This is a genomic window from Micromonospora lutea (genome assembly GCF_016863535.1).
Lineage (GTDB): Bacteria > Actinomycetota > Actinomycetes > Mycobacteriales > Micromonosporaceae > Micromonospora > Micromonospora lutea.
This window is the reverse complement of the sequence record NZ_BOPB01000028.1, coordinates 1-22,181: the sequence shown is the minus strand read 5'-3', so window position 1 is coordinate 22,181 and position 22,181 is coordinate 1. Positions and strand designations below refer to the sequence as shown.

Below are 22,181 nucleotides of genomic sequence, written 5' to 3'. Positions count from 1 at the left end.
GTGCACGTGTCATCGAACTGTCATGATCTCAGGCACGCGACCGCCGACCCCGTAGAAGACTTCGTGCCCTTACGCCCCGAACCGGCACCCTGACGGCCCCGGCCGCTCAGGATCATCAGGGCGGGGTGGAGCGGACCACCACCGCCTCCGGCACCGGTGGCGGCGGTGGTGACGTCGGTCGCTGCCGGGACAGCCGGCGCACCGCGGTGTTCAGCACCGCGATCAGCGGTACCGCGACGAGCGCGCCGACGATGCCTTCCAGGACCACCCCGGCGGTCACCGCCAGCACCACGGGCAACGGATGCAGCGCCACCGCCCGGCCCATGATCCACGGCTGCAGGACGTTGCCCTCCACCTGTTGGACCACGATCACGGCACCGAGAATGATCAACGCGGTGACCCAGCCACCGTCGACCAGGGCCACCAGGACCGCGACCGCACCGGACAGCGTCGCGCCGACGATCGGGATGAACGCGCCGAGGAAGACCAGCGCCGTCAGCGGGAAGGCGAACGGCACGTCGAACACCACGAGCGCGATGCCGATGCCCACCGCATCGATGAACGCCACCAGCACCGTGGCGCGTACGTAGGCGACCAGGGTCAGCCAGGAGGCCCGCCCGGCGTCGTTGACCCGCCAGCGGGCGGCGACCGGGAACAGCCCGACCAGGAACCGCCAGATCCGGTTCCCGTCGCGCAGGAAGAAGAACGTGGCGAACAGCACGAGCAGCGTGCCGGTGAACACCTCGACCACGGTGCCGGCGGTCGCGATCGCGTTGCTGGTCAACGCCTGCGAGTTCTCGTTGATCCAGTTCTGCCCGGCCTCGATGTACCGGTCGAGCTGCCCGTCGGAAAGGTTCAACGGACCGTCGCGCAGCCAGTTCTGGATCTGCCCGATGCCGGCCGCGGCACTGGAACTCAGCTCGGGCAGGCCCGCGATGAACTCGTTGACCACCAGGGTCAGCGTGCCGACCACCGCGGCCAGCCCGCCGATGAGCACCACGGCGGTGGCCAACGTACGCGGGAACCGGGCGCGCAGCAGCCAGCCGACGGCCGGTGCCAACAGGGCGGCGAGCAGCAACGCCACCAGCAACGGGACGATGACGACACGGATAGCGCCGAAGACCCGCAACAACGCCCAGCCGACGAGCCCGATGACGATGAGCCGCCACGACCAGGCGGCGGCGATCCGCAGACCTCTCGGCACGTCCGCGTCGTCGCGGCTCGTCGTCGACACGGCCGCGTCCTCCGTCGGCATCACCAGTTCCGGGAGCGGCCGATCTCGCTCGGCCGCCCGCGCGACGCGCCGCGCGCTCTCCCGCTCACGGGCCGAGCGCACCGACTCGCGTCCCGTCGCGTACGCCTGACGCAACCGCTGCCGCAGCTGCCCGAATCGGCTCACGTGCGTACCCCCGGGGTGGTAGGGATCAGGGTGATTCACCGTAACGGCCGCCAGCTCAGCGGCGGGCCCGTCAGGTCATTCCGGCTCGGTCACGAAATCGATCAACCGTTCCATCGCGTTGATCAGCGGTGTCTCCACGTCGGCGAAACTGCTCACCCGGGACAGGATGTGCCGCCACATGTCGGCCGGTTCGGCGACGCCGAGCGCCGCGCAGACCCCCTCCTTCCACGGCTGCCCACGTGGCACCACCGGCCACGCCGGGATGCCCACCGCGGCGGGCCGCACCGCCTGCCACACGTCGACGTAGGGATGTCCGGTGACCAGGACGTGCGGCGAGTTGACCCGGGCCACGATGCGGCTCTCCTTGGAGCCCGGCACGAGGTGGTCGACCAGCACGCCGAGCCGGCGGCCCGGGCCGGGGCCGAAATCGCGTACCTCGGCGTCCAGGGCGTCGATGCCGGACAGCGGTTCCACCACCACACCCTCGATGCGCAGGTCATCACCCCAGATCCGCTCGACGAGGGCGGCGTCGTGCACGCCCTCGACCCAGATCCGGCTGGCCCGGGCGACCCGAGCGCGTACCCCGTCCACGGCGACCGAGCCCGACGCCGTACGCCGCCGGGCCGCCGGCACCGGTGATCGGGAGGGACGGCGCAGGGTTACCGGGCGACCGTCGAGCAGGAACGCCGCCGGCAGCAGCGGGAAGTTACGCCGCCGGCCGTGCCGGTCCTCCAGCACGACCGCGCCGGCCTCGAAGCCGACGACCGCCCCGCAGAAACCGGATTCGGCGTCCTCCACCACGAGGTCCGTTTCGGCGTCGACCTCCGGGGTCACCTTCCGCCGCCGCCAGTCCCCCGCCAACACGTCCTCGCCGTACCGCCGCCCCATCCCGCCACGCTAACCCCGCCCGCCGACCCCCCCAACCCCGACACACCCCACCCCTCCCGCACAACGCCGATCATGCAGGTGTGGCACGTCACAAAAGCCGTGAACATCAATTTACCGCCCGCCACAACTGCATGATCGGCGCGGCGGGGAGGTGGGGGCGCGGCAGTCGAGACACGGACGGGCGTCACCACGTACTCTTTCGGCATGTCCACCCCCGCTGCGGGTGCGGCCATCCTCGCGCCGCGCCGGTCGAGCCGGTTCGTTGCCTGGGTGCGCGCGTGGCGCGCCGGGCTGGTGCCGTTCGACGAGGTCGCCGAGGCGGTCGCCGGCACCGAGGAGCACCTGGTCGCCGACGCGCCCGGCACCTGGACGGACGTGTCGCTTCGGGAAGCGCTACCCACGCTGGCCAAGCTCTCACCGGACGAGATCCGCCTGGTGCTGCCGGCCCCGGGCGACCCGCGCGGCCTGCCCGGCCCGGGTGACTTCGCCGGCGCCGCACTGCTCGCCGGCGAAGCCGTGATAGCTGGCGCGCTGGGGCTGATCCCCGAGGTCCGCGTGCACACCTCCGGCTCCGGCGACACCTTCGAGACGGTGCTCTGGCGGGTCCACCCGCTGCCGGCGGACGCTCCCGCCGCCTGCCTCGCCCTGCCCGGCGCCGCCGAGGCAGAGGCGGAACTGGCTGCCGCGCTGGCCGACACCACCGCCGCGCTCACCCGGCTCGACGTGGCCCAGTGGCGTCCGGAGCTGGCCGGTGCCCTGGAGGCGCTGCGCCGCCCGGACGGCACCACCGACCTGCCACCCGGGTTCGACCCCCGGTCACGTCGGCTGTTCGCCCGCGCCGCCGTGCTCGACCGGGTACTCGCCCTGGCCGGGCACGCGGCACCCGGCGGCGCGATCAACAACTACGAGGCCCAACAGCGCGACGCCGCGCTGCGCCCGCTCACCGCCGCCTGCCGTCAGGCCCTCGTCGCCGCCTGCAACGCCCCCCTGCGACCCTGAGCGCGGCCGGCGGCAGGTTCACACCTCGTCGATCAGGTCGGCGACCGAGTTGACGATCCGGGAGGGGCGGTACGGGTAGCGCTCCGCCTCCACCCGGGAACTGATCCCGGTCAACACCAGGATGGTCTCCAGCCCGGCTTCCAGGCCGCAGAGGATGTCGGTGTCCATCCGGTCACCGATCATCGCGGTGCTCTCCGAGTGCGCGTTGATCGTGTTCAGCGCCGACCGCATCATCATCGGATTGGGCTTGCCGACGAAGTACGGCTCCACACCGGTGGCCTTGGAGATCATCGCGGCCACCGAGCCGGCGGCCGGCAGGGCACCCTCCACCGAGGGCCCGGTGGCATCGGGGTTGGTGCAGATGAACCGGGCCCCGTCGTTGATCAGCCGGACCGCCTTGGTGATCGCCTCGAAACTGTAGGTGCGGGTCTCCCCCAGCACCACGTAGTCGGGAGCGAAGTCGCTGAGCACGTAGCCCACCGCGTGCAGGGCCGTGGTCAGCCCGGCCTCCCCGATGACGTACGCCGTGCCGCCCGGCCGCTGGTCGGCCAGGAACTGGGCGGTGGCCAGGGCGGACGACCAGATCGCCTGCTCCGGCACGTCCAGGCCCATCCGCGCCAACCGGGCCTGCAGGTCGCGTGGCGTGTAGATGGAGTTGTTCGTCAGCACCAGGAAGGGCTTGCCGGAGGCACGCAGCCGCTTGACGAACTCCGGCGCACCCGGCACCGGCTGGCCCTCGTGCACCAGCACCCCGTCCATGTCGCTGAGCCAGCTCTCGACGGGCTTACGGTCCTGCATGATCATCCCTAGGGTGTCGTCGGGTTCGCCGCACCGGTCAGGACGGGCGGCGTGCGGGGACACAGCAGACCGTGGGACAGGTGTCCCACATCGGTAGCTGGCCCAGGCGACGGCGCAGCTGCGCCCCGTCCGGATCGATCCGTTCCCGCACCAGCTCCCGGACCATCGTCACGTAGCGGGGGTCGGTGCCGGGAGTAGCGGCGCGAACGAAGTCCATCCCGAGCCGCTTGGCCGTCTCCAACGCCTCGGTGTCCAGGTCCCACACCACCTCAAGGTGGTCCGAGACGAACCCGATCGGGCTGACCACCACGGCAGTCACGCCCTGCTCGGCGAGCGTCTCCAGGTGGTCGTTGATGTCCGGCTCCAGCCACGGCACGTGCGGCGGGCCGGAGCGGCTCTGCCAGACCAGGTCGTACGGCAGTTCCGGGGCCGCCGCCGCGTGCACCAGTCGGGCCGTCTCGGCGAGTTGGGCGGTGTACCGGCCGCCATGCGGGCCGGCGCTGTCGGCCGCCGACATCGGCACCGAGTGCGCGGTGAAGACGAGCCGCGTGCTGTCCCGCCGCGCCGGGTCGAGCTGGGCCAACGCGGAGCGCACCGCGTCGACGTGTGGCTCGACGAAGCCAGGATGATCCCAGAACTGGCGCAGTTTCTCGATCACCGGCGCGGCCGGGCCGACCGCCGCCCGCGCGGCGGTGATGTCCTCCTGGTACTGCCGGCACGAGGAGTACCCGCCGAACGCGCTGGTGACGAAGGCCAGTGCCCGGCGTACGCCGTCGTCACGCATCTGGGCCACCGTGTCGGCGAGCATCGGCTCCCAGTTCCGGTTGCCCCAGTACACCGGCAGGTCGAGCCCGTTGGCGGCGAAGTCGGTGCGGATCGCCGCCAGCAGGTCCCGGCACTGCTGGTTGATCGGGGAGATCCCGCCGAAGTGCTGGTAGTGCTCGGCGACCTCGGCCAGCCGCTCCGGCGGAACTCCCCGCCCCCGGGTCACGTTCTGCAGGAACGGCATCACGTCGTCGGGGCCCTCCGGGCCACCGAAGGACACCAGCACCACCGCGTCGTACGCCATGGCTCCATTCTTGCCGGTGACCGATGCCACCTCGGCAAGGCCCCCTGACTCCGGCCGGCTTCGGCGTGCCCGGCTGTTAGCAGGGGGCCCCTGCTATACCGCAGGCGTTAGCAGGGGGCCCTTCCTTACCCGCTAGGCGCCGATGGCGTGGTAGCCGCCGTCGACGTGCACGATCTCGCCGGTGGTGGCCGGGAACCAGTCCGACAGCAGCGCGAGACAGGCCCGGGCGGCCGGCTCCTGGTCGGTCAGGTCCCAACCCAGCGGGGCACGCCCGGCCCAGGCGTCCTCGAACTGCTCGAAGCCGGGGATGGACTTCGCGGCCATCGTGCGCAGCGGACCGGCGGCCACCAGGTTGCTGCGGATGCCCTGCTTGCCCAGGTGCAGCGCGAGGTAGCGGGAAGCTGACTCCAGCCCGGCCTTGGCCACGCCCATCCAGTCGTACACCGGCCACGCCTGGCTGGCGTCGAAGGTCAGCCCGACCACCGAGCCGCCCGGCGACATCAGCGGCAGCGCCGCGACGGCCAGGGACTTGTAGGAGTACGTCGAGACGTGCAGCGCCGTCGCGACGTCCTCCCAGGAGGCGTCGAGAAACCCGCCGCCGAGGCAGCTCTGCGGGGCGAACCCGATCGAGTGGACCACCCCGTCCAGACCGTCGACGTGCTCGCGAACCTTGTCGGCCAGTCCGGCGAGCTGCTCGGGACTGGTCACGTCCAGCTCGATCACGGGCGCCGGCTCGGGCAGTCGCTTGGCGATCCGCTCCACCAGTGACAGTCGGCCGTAGCCGGTGAGCACGACCTGGGCGCCGTTCTCCTGGGCCAGCTTGGCCACCGAGAAGGCGATCGAGGCGTCGGTGATGACGCCGGTGACGAGCAGCCGCTTACCGGCCAGCAGTCCGGACATTACGTTCATTCCTCCGTGCTCGGGATTCAGTGACCCATGCCCAGGCCACCGTCGACCGGGATGACCGCGCCGGAGACGTACCCGGCACTGTCGCCCGCCAGCCAGGTGACCACCGCGGCGACCTCCTCCGGGTTGGCCATCCGGCCCGCCGGGATCGACTTGAGGATCTCGGCCTTGCGCTGGTCGGACAGCACCGCGGTCATGTCGGTCTCGATGAAGCCCGGCGCGACGACGTTGGCGGTGATGTTCCGGCCGCCCAGCTCCCGGGTGATCGAGCGGGCCACCCCGACCAGGCCGGCCTTGCTGGCCGCGTAGTTGACCTGTCCGGCGCCGCCGGAGAGGCCGACCACCGAGGAAACGAAGATCATGCGCCCCCACCGGGCCCGCAGCATCTTCCCGGAGGCCCGCTTCGCGCAGCGGTACGCGCCGGTCAGGTTGGTGTCCAACACCCGGGTGAACTGCTCCTCCGACATGCGCAGCAGCAGCGTGTCGTCGGTGATGCCCGCGTTGGCGACAAGCACCTCCACCGGCCCGAGTTCCGCCTCGACCGTCGCGAAGGCCGCGTCCACCGACTCGCCGTCGGTGATGTCGCAGCGCACGCCGAACAGTCCCTCGGGCGCCCCGCTGCCCCGGTGGGTGATCGCCACCCGGTCACCCTGCTTGGCGAAAGCCTGGGCGATGGCCAGACCGATCCCCCGGTTGCCCCCGGTAACCAGCACAGTTCGCGACACGGTGCGTCCCCTCCCAAAGATCGCTGCGGCTTGGAGACTAGGCGCTACCGCACAGTAATCACTAACCGCCGCACGTCACGCCCGGTGCCAGACACCGGACAGCTACGCGAGCCACCCGACGGTCCGCCGGGTGGCCGACCGAGTGCGGCGGGTGCCCGACCCGGGTGTACGATCATCCGCGTTTGCGGGTCGCTCGGCGGCCCGCGTCGCCCGGAACCCGACCGCAGGAGGTGTTCGCTGTGCCAGATAGCGATCCTCCCAGTCGTGGCCGGGTCGACCACCAGCCACGCTGAGCCCCGCTCCGCCTGAGCTGGCCCGCTCTCCCGCCTATCCGTTCCACCGCCCGGCCACGTTGTGCCGGTGGTCGACCGTACGGGTACCGCCGGAAAGCAGCCCGGTCACGACTTCACGTGTGCGCGTCCTGATCCGCCCCTTTCGCGGTCCACCCTGCCCGGACCGCCGAGCCGCCACGTCGGAGCTGTCATGAGCCGCTACGTCGCCCCGCTGGGCTTCACCCTCGCCGCCGTCTGGGTGGCCGTCCTCTTCGTCCTGGCCAGCACCAACCCCTGACCCCACCCCGTCTGGGTTGATCATGAGGTTGGCGGGCGGTTTGATCTCTTGGCGCGACAACAACCTCATGATCAACGGGGACCAGTCGGTGGGTGGGTGGGTCAGATCATGCGGGAGGACCAGAGGAGGCTGAAGGCGCCGGCGCAGAGGGCCAGCAGCAGCGCGATGCCGGCGTACCACTGGGTGACCTCGCGGGGTTCGGTGCGGAAGCCGATCGAGCTGCCCATGTCCTGGTAGACCTGCTTCAGCTCGTTGACCGTGGCCGCCTCGTAGAAGAAGCCCTCGGTGGTCTCGGCCAGCTCGGCCAGCGCGAACCGGTCCACCGGCACCCGCTGCAACTGACCGCCGATGTCGACGTGACCGGCGTCGGTGCCGAAGGCGATGGTGGAGACCGGCACGTTCGCCGCCTGCGCCGCCGCGGCCGCCTCCTCCACCGACCGCCCCGCCGTGCGGAAACCGTCGGAGAGCAACACGATCCGGGCCGGCGGAATCCCTGATGCCCCGTCGGCCGGCACCGACCGGATCGCCTCCAGACAGGTGAAGACCGCCTCGCCGGTCGCCGTCGCCTCGGCCAGCACCAGCCCCTCGATGGCACTGGTCACCGCAGGACGGTCCTTGGTCGGCGGGACCAGCACATTCGCCGACTTGGCGAACGAGACCAGCCCCACGTTGTAGGTCTCCGGCAGTTCGGCCACGAACTGCTTGGCCGCCTCCTGGGCGGCCTCCAGCCGGTTCGGTGGGACGTCGTCGGCCTGCATCGACAGCGACACGTCGATGGCCAGCATGATGGTGGCCCGCTCCAACGGCTCCCGGGTGTCGACCGCAGGCCGGGCCAGCGCTCCAGCCAGCACCAGCAGCGCCAGCAGGAACGCGGTGGCCGGCACATGCCGACGCCAGCCGAGCCCCTTCGGCGCCACGGTACGCAGCAGGTCCACGTTGGTGAACCGCAGCGCGTAGTCGCGCCGACGCAGCTGCCTCCAGACGTACAGCGCGGCGAGGGCGAGCACCGGCAGCACGGCCAGCAGCCACCACGGTTGCAGCAAGCGAATCATCGTGTCGTCCCCCGGGTGCGGGCGTGCCGCTGCGCGGCGACGAAACGCACCATGTCCAGCAGCCAGTCTCGGTCGGTACGCAGTCGCAGGTGGGCGGCGCCAGCGGCGCGTAACGCGGCGGAGATCTCCGCGCGCTGGGCGGCGGCTGCCGCCGCGTAACGGTGCCGCAGGCCCGGGTCGGCGGTCTGCACCTCGTGCAGTTCACCGGTCTCCGGGTCGACCACCGGCAGCACGCCGACGTCGGGCAGCTCCAGCTCCCGCGGATCGACCACCTCGATCGCCAGCAGGTCGTGTCGTACCCGCAATTTGCGCAGGGGACGCGCCCACTGGGCCGGCGGGGCGAGGAAGTCGGAGATGACCACGGCGACACCGCGCCGCCGAGGTGGGCGGTTGAGCATGTCGACGAGCGCGCCGAGGTCACCGCGACCCGGCCGGCTCTCGGTCGCGGCGATGGCCCGCAGCATGCCTTGCGCCTCCTTACGTCCGGACCGGGCGGGCAACCGGACCAGACGCCCCGGTCCCGCCGGCACGGCTGCGGCGCGGCGGCCCCGCCGGGCTGTGGGTGCATCTGCTCCGCTGCCCACGACGGCTCCGATCCGGTTGCCGCCCCGCACGGTCAGGTGCGTGATCGCGGCGGCCGCCGCGATCACCACGTCCCGCTTGAGCCACCGGCCGGTACCGAAGTCCAGGCTCGCCGACAGGTCCACGGCCAGCCAGGTCTCCAACTCACGGTCGGCCACGGTACGCCGCACGTGGGCGGTGGTGGTGCGGGCGGTCACCGGCCAGTCCATCCGGCGTACGTCGTCGCCGGGACGGTACTCGCGCGACTCGCCGGCCTCGCTGCCCGGTCCGGGCAGCAGGCCCGCGTAGTCGCCCTGCAGAAGTCCGTCGAGTTTTCGGGTCACCAACAGTTGCAGCCGGGACAGCACGGCGCCGGACCGGTCGGTGGCCGCCATGCCGTGCGGCTGACCGGGTCGAGGGGTGGTCGAGGTCACGGTCGCTGCCCGGGCCACCCCGAGGTAGGCGCCACCGCCCCGACCGGCGGGGTGGCCTGCTGCCGGGGTGCCACCGAGGGCAGCGGGATCGTCGACATCACCCGGTGCACCACGTGGTCGGCGGGCACGTCGTCGGCGAGCGCGTCGTAGCTGAGCACCAGCCGGTGCCGCAGGATGTCTGGCGCGATGTCCTGCACGTCCTGCGGCAGGGCGTAGTCACGCCCGCGCAGCAGGGCCAGCGCCCGGGTGGCTCGGACCAGCCCGAGCGAGGCCCGGGGACTGGCACCGTACTGGATCAGTTGCGCCACGTCGGGCATGCCGTGTTCCGCCGGCGTACGCGTGGCCAGCACCAGCCGGACCGCGTAGTCGACCAGGGCGTTGTGCACGAAGACCTGGTCGGCCTTGTGCTGCAGGGCGACCAGATCCTCGGTGTCGAACACTGCGGTGGGCTCGGGGGGTGCCACCCCCATCCGGTAGACGATCTCCCGCTCCTCGGCGTCCGTCGGATACCCCACCACGATCTTCATCAGGAAGCGGTCCCGCTGCGCCTCCGGCAGCGGATACACCCCTTCCTGTTCGATGGGGTTCTGCGTCGCCATCACCAGGAACGGATTCGGCACCCGGTGGCTCTCGCCGCCGATCGACACCTGCCGCTCGCTCATCACCTCCAGCAGCGCCGACTGCACCTTCGCCGGGGCCCGGTTGATCTCGTCGGCGAGCAGGAAGTTGACGAAGACCGGACCCAGCTCGACGTCGAACTTCTCACTGGACTGCCGGTAGATCCGGGTGCCCATGATGTCGGCCGGCACCAGATCCGGGGTGAACTGCACCCGGGCGAACGAGCCGCCGACCACCTTGGCGAGGGTCTCCACCGCGAGGGTCTTGGCCACTCCCGGTACGCCCTCCAGCAGACAGTGCCCACGGGCGAGGAGCGCGACGAACATCCGCTCGACCATCCGGTCCTGCCCGACGATCACCCGCTTGATCTCGAACAGCGCCCGCTCCAGCAGGGTGGCGTCCTGCGCCGGAGTGCTCGGCGGTGCGGGCGCCTGCGGTTGCGCCCCGTCCGGTGGCGGGGCGTCGGGCGTGGTCGGCTGGGCCACTGGTCCTCCACAGCGTGATCGGTCGTCGCGGCGTGTGCGGTATCAAGCCTCGCATGCCCGCCTGAGTACCGACGGAGGGAGCGACCGATTTTCGCCCCACCGTTCCGGCGTGGAGGAATCGCCGATCACCAGTGGACAAAAGCCACCCCGGCGTGTGTACCATTCATCCGTCGCCGGGCGGCTTCCCCCGTGGCCGCCCGGCGCCCACTCTCTTTCCGCCGGCCTAGACTGAGCGGGATGACCCACCCCGACGTCCCCACCGATGCGCTGCCCTGTTCGGCCCGTGGGTGTCACGCCCGGGCCTGCTGGGCACTGCGCTGGAACAATCCCCGTCTGCACACGCCCGAGCGGCGCAAGACCTGGCTCGCCTGCGAGGCGCACCGCTCGTCGCTCGGTGACTTCCTCGGCGCGCGAGGCTTCCTGCGTGAGGTCGCCCCGCTGCCGGGATCGCCTACGCTCGAAGAGTGGACGCGTACAACGAAAAGTCAGCCCGGTGAGCGGTGACGCGGCTCAGACCCCACCAGCCGGGCCGACCAGCCCGCTCGAACCGTGGCCGGACACCGTCCAGTGGCAGTCGATATCGACCGACCTGATCTGGGTGGAGCTGCTGCGTCTGGCGGTCGGGGTCGCCTTCGTCTCGATCGTGCTCGCTGTGAGCTGGGCGATGACCGACTCCTGGCCGGTCGGTGCGGCGCTCGGCGTCGTCGGGCTGTTCGCCCTCTGGCGGGCGGTGACCATCGTCCGGGCGGTACGCGCCTGGGGCTACGCCGAACGTGAGGACGACCTGCTGGTCCGGCATGGTCTGCTGGTGCGTCGGTTGTCCATCGTCCCGTACTCGCGGATGCAGTTCGTCGACGTCAGCGCCGGGCCCCTGGAGCGCGCGTTCGACCTGGCGACCGTGCAGTTGCACACCGCCGCTGCGGCGAGCGACGCCCGGGTGCCGGGGCTACGGCCGGCGGAGGCGTCCCGGCTGCGGGACCGCCTGACCGCGCTCGGCGAGGACCGGGCGGAGGGACTGTGACCGGGTCGTCCGATCCGGGTCCGGACCGGATCCCGTCCACCGCGAGCGAGTGGGATCAGGTCGGGACGGCGTCTGACATCCAGCATCCGGATCCGCCGCAGGGCCCGCCGGCACGGCAACGGCTGCATCCGTTGAGCCCGGCGCTGCACGGCGCCAAGTCGCTGGTCGTGGTCATCGCCGGCCTGTCCTGGTCGACCCTGTCCCGGGTCGGGTTCGGCTGGTTCGTCGCGATGGTGATCGTGCTCGCGCTCGGCGCGAGCGTGCTGGCCGTGGTGAGCTGGTACTACACGGGCTACCAGGTGGTCGGGCGGGAGTTGCGCATCCACGAGGGGCTGCTCTGGCGGCGTACCCGGGCGATCCCGCTGGAACGGCTCCAGGCCGTCGAGGTGGTCCGACCGTTACTCGCCCAGCTCACCGGTCTGGCCGAGTTGCGACTGGAGGTGGTCGGCGGCGGCAAGACCGAAGCACCGCTGGCGTACCTCAGTGTCGCCGAGGCCGCGGCGTTGCGGCAGCGCCTGCTGGCCCTGGCCGGCGACGCCCCCGGCGCGGTGCCGGCGGCCCAGGCACAGCCGGCGCCGGCCGGCGTCGAGTCGGTCCCGCCACCCGGCCGGCCGCTGCACTCGGTGAGCAACCGGGACCTCCTGATCAGTCAGCTGCTGACCCCGCAGGCGTTCCTGCTGCCGTTCGGGGTGGCCTTCGTGGCGATCCAGTTCCTGTCGGAAGGGTCCTGGTCCTTCATCGCGGTGGCGAGCACGCTCACCGCGATGGCCGGTGTCCTGCTGCAACCCGTCCGCCGGGTCCTCGACGACTGGCGGTTCCAACTGGCCCGTGACGGCGACCGGCTGCGGATCCGCAACGGCCTGCTGGAGACCCGGTCGCAGACCGTCCCGTTGCACCGGGTGCAGACCGTGCGGGTGACCTGGCCGCTGCTCTGGCGGATGAAGGGCTGGCTACGGCTACGCCTGGAGGTGGCCGGTTACGCCGCCGGTGAGGCCGACGAGCGCAACCGACCGGACCGGCTGCTGCCCGTCGGTGACCGGCCGACCGGAGAGATGATCGTTGCCGAGGTGCTGCCGGGGGTGGCGCTGTCCTCGATGCCGCTGCGGCCTCCGCCCACCCGGGCCCGCTGGGTCAACCCGCTGAGCCGTCAGGTCCTCGGCGCCGGCCTGACCGAGCAGGTCTTCGCGGTCCGCTCCGGCCTGCTCGTCCGCCGACTGACGATCGTGCCGTACGCCCGGTTGCAGAGCGTACGGGTGGTGCAGGGGCCGGTGCAGCGGCTGCTCGGGTTGGCCACCGTGCACGCCGACACCGCGGGCGGGGCCGGTGCCGCGGCGGTGGACCGGGATCTCGCCGACGCGTGGGCGTTGGCGGCGGAGTTGACCGCTCGGAGCCGGGCCGCCCGCCGCGCCGGGTGACCGACCGACGCGACAGGTCGTCGCGGGACGGGTCAGCGGCGGGTGGGAACGGCCGACGACGGCACGGCCACGTCGTCGACGGTGGTGGGTGGGTCGGTCGGAGCGTGGCGGGCTTTCCGGCGGGCCCACCAACGTTCGGCCCAACCGACCGCCACGAAGGTCATCCCGACGTACGCCCAGCCCACCAGCACGTCGATCACGTAGTGCTCGCCGCTGTAGACCAGGGTGAAGGTCATCGCCAGCGGGTAGGCCAGCAGGAGGGGCCACCAGCGGAGCCGGACGCTACGCAGAAAGAACAGCACCACGAACAGGGCGAAGGCGGTGTGCAGCGACGGCATCGCGGCCACCGGGTTCGAGGCCAGTTGCCCGGCGTTGAGCAGATTGCCCGCGCCGTGCATGCCGAACGCCTTCCAGCCCCGGGTGGAGATCCGCGCGACCTCCTCGATCAGCCCGTTCTGCGCCGCCCACCAGGGCGGCGCGGCCGGGTAGAGGAAGTAGGTGATCAGGCCGGTGGCGCAGAGGAAGAACCAGCGACGCATGAACGCCGCCCACCGGCTGCGCTCACGCATCCAGAGCACCGCCGCGGCGGCCAGCGCCGCCACGAAGTGCGAGAAGTACACCCAGCTGACGAGGACGTCCCACCAGCGCACCTCCGGCTGGTACAGGTGCTGCTGCAACCAGACGGTCGGCACCTGGCCGTCCATCGCCCAGCCGAACATCAGGCGGTCCGCCAGGATCAGCTCGTAGGCGTGCGGCACCGTCCCGTCGTGGTAGGCGAACCCACGGGAGAGGTTGTAGGCCACCAGCAGCAGCACCACCGGCACCCAGTCCCGGGCGAAGCGCAGGTGGCTGCGCCACGGGCGGGCGGAGTACCAGGCGATGGTGCCGGCCCAGATCCAGAAGAACGCGTACACCGGGTCGGTGGGCAGGCCGATGACCAGCCAGCCCGCCACGAAGGCGACGCCCCAGACCGACATGGCGATGACACGGCGACGCCCGCCGTCGCGCGGGGCGGGCGCCTCGGTCGGGGCTGGGGGCTGGGGGTCGGTCACGGCAGACATCGCGGACAAGGTTAGCGGCGAGATGCGCACGACCGGACGCAGGAGCACCTGCGGCGTCGTGGCGCACGTGGCGCATCTGCCCGGCCGCGTGGTCCGGGCCTCCCCGAGCACCTACGCTGTGGCCATGCGGGAGCTACCGGATCAAGCCCTGGCCCCGGGTCTGACCGCCCGGGTCGAGTTGACCGTCACCGACGCCGACACCGCTCAGGCGGTCGGCTCCGGTGACCTCCCGGTGCTCGGCACGCCACGGGTGCTGGCCCTGGCCGAGGCGGCGACCGTGACCGCGACCGCCCGCCATCTGCCCGACGGCGCCACCACCGTGGGCACCCGGGTGGAGCTGGAGCACCGGGCCGCGACACCGGTGGGCCGCACGGTCACGGCGCAGGCCCGGCTGACCGAGGTCGACCGACGCCGGCTGGTGTTCGAGATCGATGTCACCGAGGGCGGGCAGACTGTCGCTGCGGGGCGGGTGGAGCGGGTCCTGGTCGACCGGGCCCGGTTCATGCAACGCGCCGGTGGCACGGCATGACGCCGCCGGGCCGGTTCGTCGAGGTCGCCGACCGGGTGCTCGTACTGCGTGAGCCGGTGCTCGCGGTCAATGTCACGCTGGTGCTGGGCGACGGCGCGGCGCTGCTGGTCGACACCCTTTCCACCGCCGGGCAGGCCGCCGAGCTGGCCACTGCGGTACGCGTGGTCACCGCCGACCCGCTGACGCTGGTGAACACCCACCACCACTTCGACCACTGCTTCGGCAACGCCACGCTCGCCGGTGACCCGCCCCGGCCGGTCTGGGCGCATGAGCTGGCCGCCACGGCGATCCGCGACGAGGCGGACCGGTTGCGCCGGGAGGCGTACGCGGAACTGCACCCCGGGCATCCTGAACTCGCCGCCGAACTGGCCGACACCGTGCTGCTGGCACCCACCCACACCGTGCGTACCGAGGCGGTCCTCGACATCGGTGGCCGTCGGGTGGTGCTGCGTCATCCCGGGCGGGGACACACCGATGCCGACCTGGTCGTGCAGGTGCCCGACGCCGACCTGCTGATCGCCGGTGATCTGGTCGAGCAGGCCGGTCCCCCGGCGTTCGAGGACTCGTACCCGCTGCAGTGGCCCGACGCGCTGGCCGAGCTGTCGCGGTCGATCTCACCTTCGACGGTGGTCGTACCCGGACACGGCGAGCCGGTCGACGCGGAGTTCGTTCGGGCCCAGCACGCCCAACTGGTGGAGTTGGCCTGGCTGATCCGGGCCGGGCACACCGGCGGCGCACCGCCGGAGCGGGTCGCCGCCGACGCCCCGTTCCCGGCCCGCCACGCGCTGACCGCCGCCCGGCGTGGGTACGCCGAACTCGACGGCACCGCCTGACCTCGCCATCGCGTGCCACGGGGTCCTGTCGACAGCGGCACCGGGCCACCCTCGGTGTGGTGCCGCGATCAGTGGCCGCGAGCCGGGGCGGCCGGTCAGTCGCCGAAGCGTTCGCGCACCTCGGCCCGGGTGGGCATGGCGACCGCGCCGCCGGGACGCTCACAGACGAGGCCGGCGACCCGCAGCGCGTAGCCGACCCGGGCGTGCCAGCCGGACGGCTCGACCGGCTCGCCGCCGGTCAGCAGGTCGGCGACGAGGGCGGCCATCACCGAGTCACCTCCACCGGTGGCGTCGACGGCGGCCACCTTCGGTGCGGGCACGCGTACCGGATCGGCATCTGCGGCGGCGACCACCGCGCCGGCGGCACCGAGGGTGACCACGACGGTGGCCGCGCCCAGTTCGCGCAGGTAGACCGCCACCGACTCGACCGGCTCACCGGGGTAGAGCTGTTCCGCGTCGGCGGCGCTGAGCTTGACCAGGTGCGCTCCGGCGGCGAACTCGGCGACCACCTCGCGCAGTTCGGCCAGCGCGTGCGGGCCGGCCAGCAGCCGGGGACGGACGTTCGGATCGAACACCCGCAGCCTCGGTGCCGCCGCCCAGGCCCGGCGGGCAGCGGCCAACGTCTTCGGCGCCAGCAGCACGATCGAGCCGCAGTACAGCACGTCGGCCTCCTCGACCAGGGCGACGTCGAGTTCGTCGGGTCCGAGCAGCGAGTAGGAGGGCGGCTCGCCGTAGAAGCGGAAGTCCGGCTCCGCACCGGAGAAGGTGGCCACGGCCAGTGTGGTCGGTACCGCGACGGTGGCCACGCCGGCCAGTCCCACCTGTTCGGCGGTGAGGAAGGCGCGGATCCGGTCGGCGAGCACGTCGTCGCCGAGCGACCCGACGAACTGCACCGCGCCACCGAGCCGAGCGACACCGACGGCGACGTTCAGCGGCCCACCACCGATCGCCTGCCGGTAGACCGGCGCACCGTCGCACTCGGTGTCCAGCAGGTCGACGAGCGCCTCGCCGAGCACCACCGCGTATCCCATCGTCAGGTCCTTCCGTCTGCCGTACGTGATGCCCAGGCTGGCACAAGGGGCACGTGCGAGGGCGTGGAAGCCACGGTATTGGCGAGACCTGGTCGGTGCGAAACCGGCCGTTTTGACACATCGAGGTATGACTATTGCGCCGAGCGACGCGGCATGGTGGGATGTGGATGCCGGGTGGCGCGGGGGCTGCGCGTTCACCGGCGCCGGGCATCACATCACGCGAGGGCATTCACGCGTCGACACTCCGCTGGCGACAGCGTGCCGGCCGGGCCATCCAACCCCGTCCGCACGGTCGCCGCGTAGTCGTATTCGCCCGCAGCAGCGGGGGCGGCACCATTCCGCCACCCGCGCATTCGGCGGGGCGCACCACGCAATGCGCCCTGCGAGTCAGGAGAACCCGTGCACCGTCCACGCTTGGCCGCACTGATCACCGCGGCTTTCACTTTTCTCGCGGGCGCGGTCGTTGTGACCGCCAGCCCCGAGCCGGCCGCCGCGCACGGCGCGGCGATGACGCCGGGCGCCCGCACCTACATGTGTTGGCGCGACGGCCTCACCCAGACCGGTGAGATCAGGCCGAACAACCCGGCCTGTGCCGCCGCCGTCGCGCAGAGCGGGACGAACTCGCTCTACAACTGGTTCAGCGTGCTGCGTTCGGACGCCGGCGGTCGGACCACCGGCTTCATCCCGGACGGCCAGCTGTGCAGCGGTGGAGCCACCGGCTTCCGCGGCTACGACCTGGCCCGCAACGACTGGCCGCTGACGCACCTGACGGCCGGTCGCAGCATCGAGTTCCGGTACAGCAACTGGGCGCACCACCCGGGCACGTTCTACTTCTACGTGACCAGGGACAGCTGGAGCCCGACCCGGGCGCTGGCCTGGAGCGACCTGGAGGCCCAGCCGTTCCTGACGGTGACCAACCCGCCGCAGCGCGGTGCGGTCGGCACCAACGACGGTCACTACTACTTCACCGGCAACCTGCCCTCGGGCAAGAGCGGCCGGCACATCATCTACTCCCGGTGGGTCCGCTCGGACAGCCAGGAGAACTTCTTCGGCTGCTCTGACGTGGTCTTCGACGGCGGCAACGGTGAGGTGACCGGCATCGGCGGCAACCAGACCACGCCGCCGCCGAACCCGACCACGCCTCCGCCGAACCCGACCACCCCGCCGCCGAACCCCACCACCCCGCCGCCGAACCCGACCACGCCGCCGCCCGGCAACGGTGCCTGCACGGCCACCTTCAAGGTGACCAACAGCTGGTCCGGTGGGTTCCAGGGTGAGGTCGAGGTCAAGAACACCGGCACCGCGGCGTTGAACGGCTGGACCGCGAGCTGGACCTGGCCCAGCGGTCAGCAGATCAGCCAGGTCTGGAACGCGACCCACTCCGCGTCCGGATCGTCGGTGACGGTCCGCAACGTGGCGTACAACGGCAACCTCGCGCCCAACGCCAGCACGACGTTCGGCTTCCTCGCCAGCGGCAGCAACGCAACGCCCACGGTCACCTGCAGCTGACCGTGATCAGGTGTTAAAAAGGGCCCCCTGTTATACGCGAGGCGTTAACAGGGGGCCCTTCCTTACACCTCAGCGCACCATCGAGCCGACGACGGGCTTGGTCAGCAGGGCCGACTGGTTGCGCTGGATGCCCGGGTCGAGGGTCTTCGCGACGAAGATCGCGTGCCAGATGCAGAAGATCAGCACCGTCCACACCTTGCGGGAGTGGTCGGCCTCCTCCCGCTTGTGCTCCTCCAGCAGCCGCAGCGCGTAGGACAGGTCGAGCAGGTCACCGGCACCGGAGGTGGAGAGCACGTGCCGGGCCCACTCGTACATCTCACCGCGCAGCCAGACCCGGGTCGGGGTCGGGAAACCCAGCTTCTTGCGGTTGACGATGGCCGGCGGCACCACACCCTGCAACGCCTGGCGCATGGCGTACTTGGTGGTGTCGGAGCGCGGCGGCAGCTTCAACTCGACCGGGATCTTCGCCGCCACCTCGAACACCGCCCGGTCGAGGAAGGGCACCCGCACCTCCAGCGAGTGCGCCATGGAGATCCGGTCCGCCTTGACCAGAATGTCGCCGCGTAGCCAGGTGTAGAGGTCGACGTACTGCATCTTGGTGACGTCGTCGAGCTCGGTGCACTCGGCGTAGATCGGCGCGGTCACGTCGGTGTAGCGCACCGAGGGGTCGTAGCGGCGCAGCAGGTGCTGCTTCTCCTCTTCGGTGAACATCCGAGCGTTGCCGTAGTAGCGCTCCTCGATCGGCGTGGTGCCGCGCTCCAGGAAGCTCTTGCCCTTGACGCCCTGCGGAATTGCCTTGGAGACCGCCCGCAGGCCCTTCTGCACGCCACCGGGCAGGCCGTTGACGCTGCTCAGCGAGAGCGGCTCCCGGTAGATCGTGTACCCGCCGAAGAACTCGTCGGCACCCTCGCCGGAGAGGACCACGGTGACGTGCTCGGCGGCCTTCTTGGCGACGAAGTAGAGCGGCACCAGCGCCGGGTCGGCCACCGGGTCGTCCAGGTGCCACACGATCTTCGGCAGCGCCTCGATCATGTCCTGCGGACCGATCTTGGTCGGGATGGTGGTCACGTCGAGGTGGCGGGCCGACTCCTGGGCGACGTCGATCTCCGAATACCCCGGCACGTCGTAGCCGACGGTGAAGGTGAGGATGTTCGGGTTGAACTCCCGCGCCAGGGCGACCACCGCGGTCGAGTCGATCCCGCTGGACAGGAACGAGCCGACCGGCACGTCCGAACGCATGTGCATGCGGACGCTCTCGCGCAGCGTCTCCCGGATCTCGTGGTAGAGCTTCTGCTCGTCGTCGACCGAGGCGGGCCGGAACACCGGCCGGTACCAGCGCCGCACGTCGATCCGACCACCCGGGGCCCAGGTGAGGTACTCGCCGGAGCCGATCCGGCTGATCCCCTTGTGCAGGGTGCCGGGCTCGGGCACGTACTGCAGGGTCAGGTAATGGCTGAGGTTGGCCGTGTCGACCCCGGCGTCCCCGGCGTACGCCGAGTGGGCGAAGGGCAGCAGGGCCTTCTTCTCCGAGGCGAGATAGAGCCCGTCGGCGGTCTCCAGGTAGTGCAGCGGCTTGATGCCGTAGTAGTCGCGGGCACCGAACGCGCGACGTTGCTGCCGGTCCCAGATGACGAAGGCGAACATGCCCCGCAGCCGGGTGAGCACCTGCTCACCCCAGTAGTGGTAACCGGCGACGATGACCTCCCCGTCGCCGTTGGTGGCGAACCGGGCACCGAAGTCGCGGATCAGCTCCTCGCGCAGCTCGATGTAGTTGTAGATCTCGCCGTTGAAGGTCAGCAGGTAACGCCCGTCGGCGTAGGGCAGTGGCTCGTGGCTGAGCGCGACGTCGATGATCGCCAACCGCTTGTGAGCGAACACCCCATCCGCGTACCGGCCGGAGGCGTCGCCGACCACCTCGACCCCGGTCTCGTCCGGGCCGCGGTGGTGCAGGCATTCCAAGGCCGCGGCGATGTTGTCGCGGTGGGCGGCGGCGTCGCCGCGCGCACTGAAGAAAGCCAGGAGTCCGCACATGTCCGTCATCTTTCCACGGGTGCTGATCGGCCGTCGCGGCACTGCCGGGCTCACCACCGCAGGCACCGAGGGCTCGACCTTCGGCGGGTTCGCGGTACCGTCGGGATCAGCAATGAGGCGAAGGGAGCGGGGCATGACCGAGGAACGCACCGACGGCAAGCCGGCTGACGGCACGGAGTCGCATGACCCGGATTTCCCCCAGGCGTTCCTGGAGTTCATGCGGCAGGGCTGGCGGGACACCACCCTGCCGGTCGGCCCACGGCCGGAGGTGCCGAACTACGCCAAGCGCCGGGCCGCCCTCTCGGCGGCCTTCCCGGGCGAGACGCTCGTGATCCCCACCGGCGGTGAAAAGGTACGCGCCAACGACACCGAGTACCGGTTCCGGCCGGGCAGCGACTTCGCGTACCTCACCGGGGACCACGACCCGGACAGCGTGCTGGTGCTGCGGCCGACCGGCTCCGGCCACGACGCCACGCTGTACATGCGTCCTCGCTCGTCGCGGGAGAACGACGAGTTCTTCCGCAGCCGGCACGGCGAGCTGTGGGTGGGCCGGCGGCACACCCTGACCGAGAAGTCGACCGAGCTGGGCCTGCCCACCGCCGACCTGACCGAGCTGGACGCGGCGCTGGCCGGGCTGGCCCCCGCGCGGACCCGGGTGCTGCGCGGCTTCGACACCCGGGTGGACGCCGCGGTGCGGCCCTGGGACGGCCCCCGCGAGGAGGACCAGCCGGCCCGCGACCGCGAGCTGGCGATCGCCCTCGCGGAGCTGAAGCTGGTCAAGGACGAGTGGGAGATCGCCCAACTCCAGGAGGCGATCGACGCCACGGTACGCGGCTTCGAGGACGTGGCCCGGGTGCTGCCGGCCGACCGGGGGATCTCCGAGCGGCTGTTGGAGGGTGTCTTCGCGCTGCGCGCCCGGCACGACGGCAACGACGTCGGCTACGGCTCGATCGTCGGCGCGGGCGAGCACGCCACGATCCTGCACTGGGTGCACAACCACGGCGTCACCCGTCCGGGTGAGCTGCTGCTGATGGACATGGGCGTGGAGGGGCGCAACCTCTACACGGCGGACGTGACCCGGGTGCTGCCGGTCAACGGTCGCTTCACCCCGCTGCAACGCCAGGTCTACGACATCGTCTACGCCGCACAGCAGGCCGGCATCGAGTTCATCAAGCCGGGGGTGGCGTTCAAGGAGGTCCACCTGACGTGCATGCGGGTGCTCGCCGAAGGGCTGGCCGACCTGGGACTGCTGCCGGTGAGCGTGGACGAGGCGATGGACGAGAAGTCCATGGTCTACCGGCGCTGGACGCTGCACGGCTTCGGGCACATGCTCGGCATCGACGTGCACGACTGCTCGAACGCCCGCAAGGAGATGTACCGCGACGGCACCCTGGGCGAGGGGTACGTGCTCACCGTCGAGCCGGGGCTGTACTTCCAGCCGGAGGACGAGCTGGTGCCGGAGGAACTGCGCGGCATCGGTATCCGGATCGAGGACGACGTCCTGGTCACCACCGGCGGAGCGGTGAACCTGTCGGCGGGCCTGCCGCGCCAGGCCGACGAGGTGGAGACCTGGCTGGCCGAGCAGCGCGAGGCCGGGCCGCGCCTGCCCGGCTGACCCCGGACGGTACGACCAGAGGCGGGCCCCGGGCCGGCGGCGACATTGATCGCCCGGCACGGGGCCCGCCCCCGTCTGTCCCCGTCAGCGACGTTTGCGCTGGTCAACCCGCTTTCGCCCGAACGTGCCGCGACGGATACCCGATGCCCGATCGGGGCATAATGCGGGCTTTCTTCGTATACGCCCTTCTCGCGAGGAACCTTCTCATACGGTGGTCGTCGGAGGCTCCAACCCTTTTGTAGCTTCCAGCACCAATTCGCATGGTGCATCCCGATCCGGTAGAGGAAGGGCGGAAGGCTTTGATGTCCAGTTACGCGACGCCACCCGACGACAGCACCCCCCAGCCCCGCATGTCGGCTGGACGCCGGAAGCTGTGGGTCGCCACGGGAGTGGTTGGCCTGACCGGCGTGGTCGGTCTGGCCGCCGTCGGCGGGGTGGCCGCACGAGACGACAAGTCCGGCGGCGCCCAACAGGGCGCGGAACAGCAGGCGGCCAGCGCGCGGCAGAACCTCAGCGACGGCGGCCCCGCCGAGAAGGCGAAGGACGACCGTGACTCCAAGGGCGACAGCACAGGCCGAGATCCCGACCAAGGGGAGACCTGGTCGGGTGGACCTGGACCCTGGTCGCACGAT

At 71.3% G+C, this 22,181-nt stretch carries 21 protein-coding genes and 1 pseudogene; 10 read left to right on the top strand and 12 right to left on the bottom strand.

Features of this window, described 5'->3' with window-relative positions; translation table 11 throughout:
- Positions 1–115: 115 nt before the first annotated feature.
- Both Vlu01_RS21940 and Vlu01_RS21935 read right to left on the bottom strand, forming a co-directional pair.
- Positions 116–1,399, bottom strand: a complete 1,284-nt coding sequence (locus Vlu01_RS21940; RefSeq protein ID WP_204002665.1) for an AI-2E family transporter — start codon at positions 1,397–1,399, stop codon at positions 116–118.
- A 75-nt stretch (positions 1,400–1,474) separates the two neighbouring features.
- Positions 1,475–2,287, bottom strand: coding sequence for a DUF3097 domain-containing protein (locus tag Vlu01_RS21935; protein WP_204002663.1), 813 nt, complete (start codon positions 2,285–2,287; stop codon positions 1,475–1,477).
- 204 nt (positions 2,288–2,491) lie between these two features.
- On the opposite strand from Vlu01_RS21935, the gene Vlu01_RS21930 reads away from it, so the two are divergent.
- Entirely contained in the window at positions 2,492–3,286 is a 795-nt protein-coding gene (locus tag Vlu01_RS21930) for an Rv1486c family protein (RefSeq protein ID WP_204002661.1), read from the top strand.
- Positions 3,287–3,304: 18 nt separating this feature from the next.
- Here Vlu01_RS21930 and Vlu01_RS21925 read toward each other — a convergent pair whose 3' ends face one another.
- From Vlu01_RS21925 to fabG, 4 genes are all read right to left on the bottom strand, one after another.
- Positions 3,305–4,084, bottom strand: a complete 780-nt coding sequence (locus tag Vlu01_RS21925) for an HAD-IIA family hydrolase (RefSeq protein ID WP_093407638.1) — start codon at positions 4,082–4,084, stop codon at positions 3,305–3,307.
- 37 nt (positions 4,085–4,121) lie between these two features.
- Positions 4,122–5,153 (bottom strand): ferrochelatase, encoded by a 1,032-nt coding sequence (locus Vlu01_RS21920; protein ID WP_204002660.1) that lies wholly within the window; start codon positions 5,151–5,153, stop codon positions 4,122–4,124.
- A gap of 132 nt (positions 5,154–5,285) precedes the next feature.
- Positions 5,286–6,053, bottom strand: a complete 768-nt coding sequence (gene fabI, locus Vlu01_RS21915; RefSeq protein WP_204002659.1) for an enoyl-ACP reductase FabI — start codon at positions 6,051–6,053, stop codon at positions 5,286–5,288.
- 26 nt (positions 6,054–6,079) lie between these two features.
- On the bottom strand, positions 6,080–6,784 hold the full coding sequence (gene fabG / locus Vlu01_RS21910; protein WP_204002657.1) for a 3-oxoacyl-ACP reductase FabG: 705 nt from the start codon (positions 6,782–6,784) through the stop codon (positions 6,080–6,082).
- Between the two features lie 360 nt (positions 6,785–7,144).
- Here fabG and Vlu01_RS21905 point away from each other — a divergent pair, with 360 nt between their 5' ends.
- The gene (locus Vlu01_RS21905) at positions 7,145–7,354 is read left to right on the top strand and encodes a hypothetical protein (RefSeq protein WP_204002984.1); all 210 of its coding nucleotides are present in this window, start codon (positions 7,145–7,147) and stop codon (positions 7,352–7,354) included.
- 101 nt (positions 7,355–7,455) lie between these two features.
- Here Vlu01_RS21905 and Vlu01_RS21900 read toward each other — a convergent pair whose 3' ends face one another.
- Genes Vlu01_RS21900 through Vlu01_RS21890 form a run of 3 tightly spaced genes read right to left on the bottom strand, consistent with a single transcriptional unit; the run spans position 7,456 to position 10,504 of the window.
- Positions 7,456–8,406 (bottom strand): VWA domain-containing protein, encoded by a 951-nt coding sequence (locus Vlu01_RS21900; protein WP_204002656.1) that lies wholly within the window; start codon positions 8,404–8,406, stop codon positions 7,456–7,458.
- Positions 8,403–9,419 carry a DUF58 domain-containing protein gene (locus tag Vlu01_RS21895; protein WP_373307490.1) on the bottom strand — a complete coding sequence of 339 codons (1,017 nt, stop codon included), beginning with the start codon at positions 9,417–9,419 and terminating at the stop codon, positions 8,403–8,405. Before Vlu01_RS21895 ends, Vlu01_RS21900 begins: the two co-directional genes overlap by 4 nt.
- A complete protein-coding gene (locus Vlu01_RS21890; protein WP_204002654.1) occupies positions 9,398–10,504 on the bottom strand; it encodes an AAA family ATPase in 1,107 nt (368 codons plus the stop codon). Before Vlu01_RS21890 ends, Vlu01_RS21895 begins: the two co-directional genes overlap by 22 nt.
- A 237-nt stretch (positions 10,505–10,741) precedes the next feature.
- On the opposite strand from Vlu01_RS21890, the gene Vlu01_RS21885 reads away from it, so the two are divergent.
- The 3 genes from Vlu01_RS21885 (at position 10,742) to Vlu01_RS21875 (ending at position 12,940) form a co-directional block, all read left to right on the top strand.
- Positions 10,742–11,008 carry a hypothetical protein gene (locus Vlu01_RS21885; RefSeq protein WP_204002652.1) on the top strand — a complete coding sequence of 89 codons (267 nt, stop codon included), beginning with the start codon at positions 10,742–10,744 and terminating at the stop codon, positions 11,006–11,008.
- Positions 10,998–11,525, top strand: a complete 528-nt coding sequence (locus Vlu01_RS21880) for a PH domain-containing protein (protein WP_204002650.1) — start codon at positions 10,998–11,000, stop codon at positions 11,523–11,525. Before Vlu01_RS21885 ends, Vlu01_RS21880 begins: the two co-directional genes overlap by 11 nt.
- Before the next feature lie 77 nt (positions 11,526–11,602).
- Complete coding sequence (locus Vlu01_RS21875) at positions 11,603–12,940, top strand: PH domain-containing protein (RefSeq protein ID WP_239096061.1); 1,338 nt, start codon at positions 11,603–11,605, stop codon at positions 12,938–12,940.
- A gap of 32 nt (positions 12,941–12,972) precedes the next feature.
- On the opposite strand, the gene Vlu01_RS21870 is transcribed toward Vlu01_RS21875, so the two are convergent.
- On the bottom strand, positions 12,973–14,001 hold the full coding sequence (locus Vlu01_RS21870) for a phosphatase PAP2 family protein (RefSeq protein WP_204002643.1): 1,029 nt from the start codon (positions 13,999–14,001) through the stop codon (positions 12,973–12,975).
- A 124-nt stretch (positions 14,002–14,125) separates the two neighbouring features.
- On the opposite strand from Vlu01_RS21870, the gene Vlu01_RS21865 reads away from it, so the two are divergent.
- Positions 14,126–14,530, top strand: a complete 405-nt coding sequence (locus Vlu01_RS21865; protein WP_204002642.1) for a thioesterase family protein — start codon at positions 14,126–14,128, stop codon at positions 14,528–14,530.
- The gene (locus Vlu01_RS21860; RefSeq protein ID WP_204002641.1) at positions 14,527–15,363 is read left to right on the top strand and encodes an MBL fold metallo-hydrolase; all 837 of its coding nucleotides are present in this window, start codon (positions 14,527–14,529) and stop codon (positions 15,361–15,363) included. The genes Vlu01_RS21865 and Vlu01_RS21860 overlap by 4 nt, the downstream gene beginning before the upstream one ends.
- A gap of 95 nt (positions 15,364–15,458) precedes the next feature.
- On the opposite strand, the gene Vlu01_RS21855 is transcribed toward Vlu01_RS21860, so the two are convergent.
- Positions 15,459–16,394, bottom strand: coding sequence for a PfkB family carbohydrate kinase (locus Vlu01_RS21855; protein WP_204002640.1), 936 nt, complete (start codon positions 16,392–16,394; stop codon positions 15,459–15,461).
- A 399-nt stretch (positions 16,395–16,793) separates the two neighbouring features.
- Here Vlu01_RS21855 and Vlu01_RS21850 point away from each other — a divergent pair, with 399 nt between their 5' ends.
- Positions 16,794–17,903, top strand: a complete 1,110-nt coding sequence (locus tag Vlu01_RS21850) for a lytic polysaccharide monooxygenase auxiliary activity family 9 protein (protein WP_204002639.1) — start codon at positions 16,794–16,796, stop codon at positions 17,901–17,903.
- Positions 17,904–17,972: 69 nt separating this feature from the next.
- Here the strand turns inward: Vlu01_RS21850 and asnB are convergent, their stop codons facing one another.
- A complete protein-coding gene (asnB, locus tag Vlu01_RS21845; RefSeq protein WP_204002637.1) occupies positions 17,973–19,934 on the bottom strand; it encodes an asparagine synthase (glutamine-hydrolyzing) in 1,962 nt (653 codons plus the stop codon).
- Positions 19,935–20,067: 133 nt separating this feature from the next.
- On the opposite strand from asnB, the gene Vlu01_RS21840 reads away from it, so the two are divergent.
- Together Vlu01_RS21840 and Vlu01_RS21835 are read left to right on the top strand one after the other, a co-directional pair.
- Positions 20,068–21,549, top strand: coding sequence for an aminopeptidase P family protein (locus tag Vlu01_RS21840; protein ID WP_204002951.1), 1,482 nt, complete (start codon positions 20,068–20,070; stop codon positions 21,547–21,549).
- A gap of 302 nt (positions 21,550–21,851) precedes the next feature.
- A pseudogene (locus Vlu01_RS21835) lies at positions 21,852–22,181 on the top strand (hypothetical protein); the annotation flags it as partial.

Bases quoted from the DNA above. Each gene is read 5' to 3' on its own strand.
- Vlu01_RS21935 (WP_204002663.1), bottom strand. From the start codon at position 2,287: ATGGGGCGGCGGTACGGCGAGGACGTGTTGGCGGGGGACTGGCGGCGG.
- Vlu01_RS21930 (WP_204002661.1), top strand. From the start codon at position 2,492: ATGTCCACCCCCGCTGCGGGTGCGGCCATCCTCGCGCCGCGCCGGTCG.
- Vlu01_RS21925 (WP_093407638.1), bottom strand. From the start codon at position 4,084: ATGCAGGACCGTAAGCCCGTCGAGAGCTGGCTCAGCGACATGGACGGG.
- Vlu01_RS21920 (WP_204002660.1), bottom strand. From the start codon at position 5,153: ATGGCGTACGACGCGGTGGTGCTGGTGTCCTTCGGTGGCCCGGAGGGC.
- fabI (WP_204002659.1), bottom strand. From the start codon at position 6,053: ATGTCCGGACTGCTGGCCGGTAAGCGGCTGCTCGTCACCGGCGTCATC.
- Vlu01_RS21900 (WP_204002656.1), bottom strand. From the start codon at position 8,406: ATGATTCGCTTGCTGCAACCGTGGTGGCTGCTGGCCGTGCTGCCGGTG.
- Vlu01_RS21885 (WP_204002652.1), top strand. From the start codon at position 10,742: ATGACCCACCCCGACGTCCCCACCGATGCGCTGCCCTGTTCGGCCCGT.
- Vlu01_RS21870 (WP_204002643.1), bottom strand. From the start codon at position 14,001: ATGTCTGCCGTGACCGACCCCCAGCCCCCAGCCCCGACCGAGGCGCCC.
- Vlu01_RS21865 (WP_204002642.1), top strand. From the start codon at position 14,126: ATGCGGGAGCTACCGGATCAAGCCCTGGCCCCGGGTCTGACCGCCCGG.
- Vlu01_RS21860 (WP_204002641.1), top strand. From the start codon at position 14,527: ATGACGCCGCCGGGCCGGTTCGTCGAGGTCGCCGACCGGGTGCTCGTA.
- Vlu01_RS21855 (WP_204002640.1), bottom strand. From the start codon at position 16,394: ATGGGATACGCGGTGGTGCTCGGCGAGGCGCTCGTCGACCTGCTGGAC.
- asnB (WP_204002637.1), bottom strand. From the start codon at position 19,934: ATGTGCGGACTCCTGGCTTTCTTCAGTGCGCGCGGCGACGCCGCCGCC.
- Vlu01_RS21840 (WP_204002951.1), top strand. From the start codon at position 20,068: ATGACCGAGGAACGCACCGACGGCAAGCCGGCTGACGGCACGGAGTCG.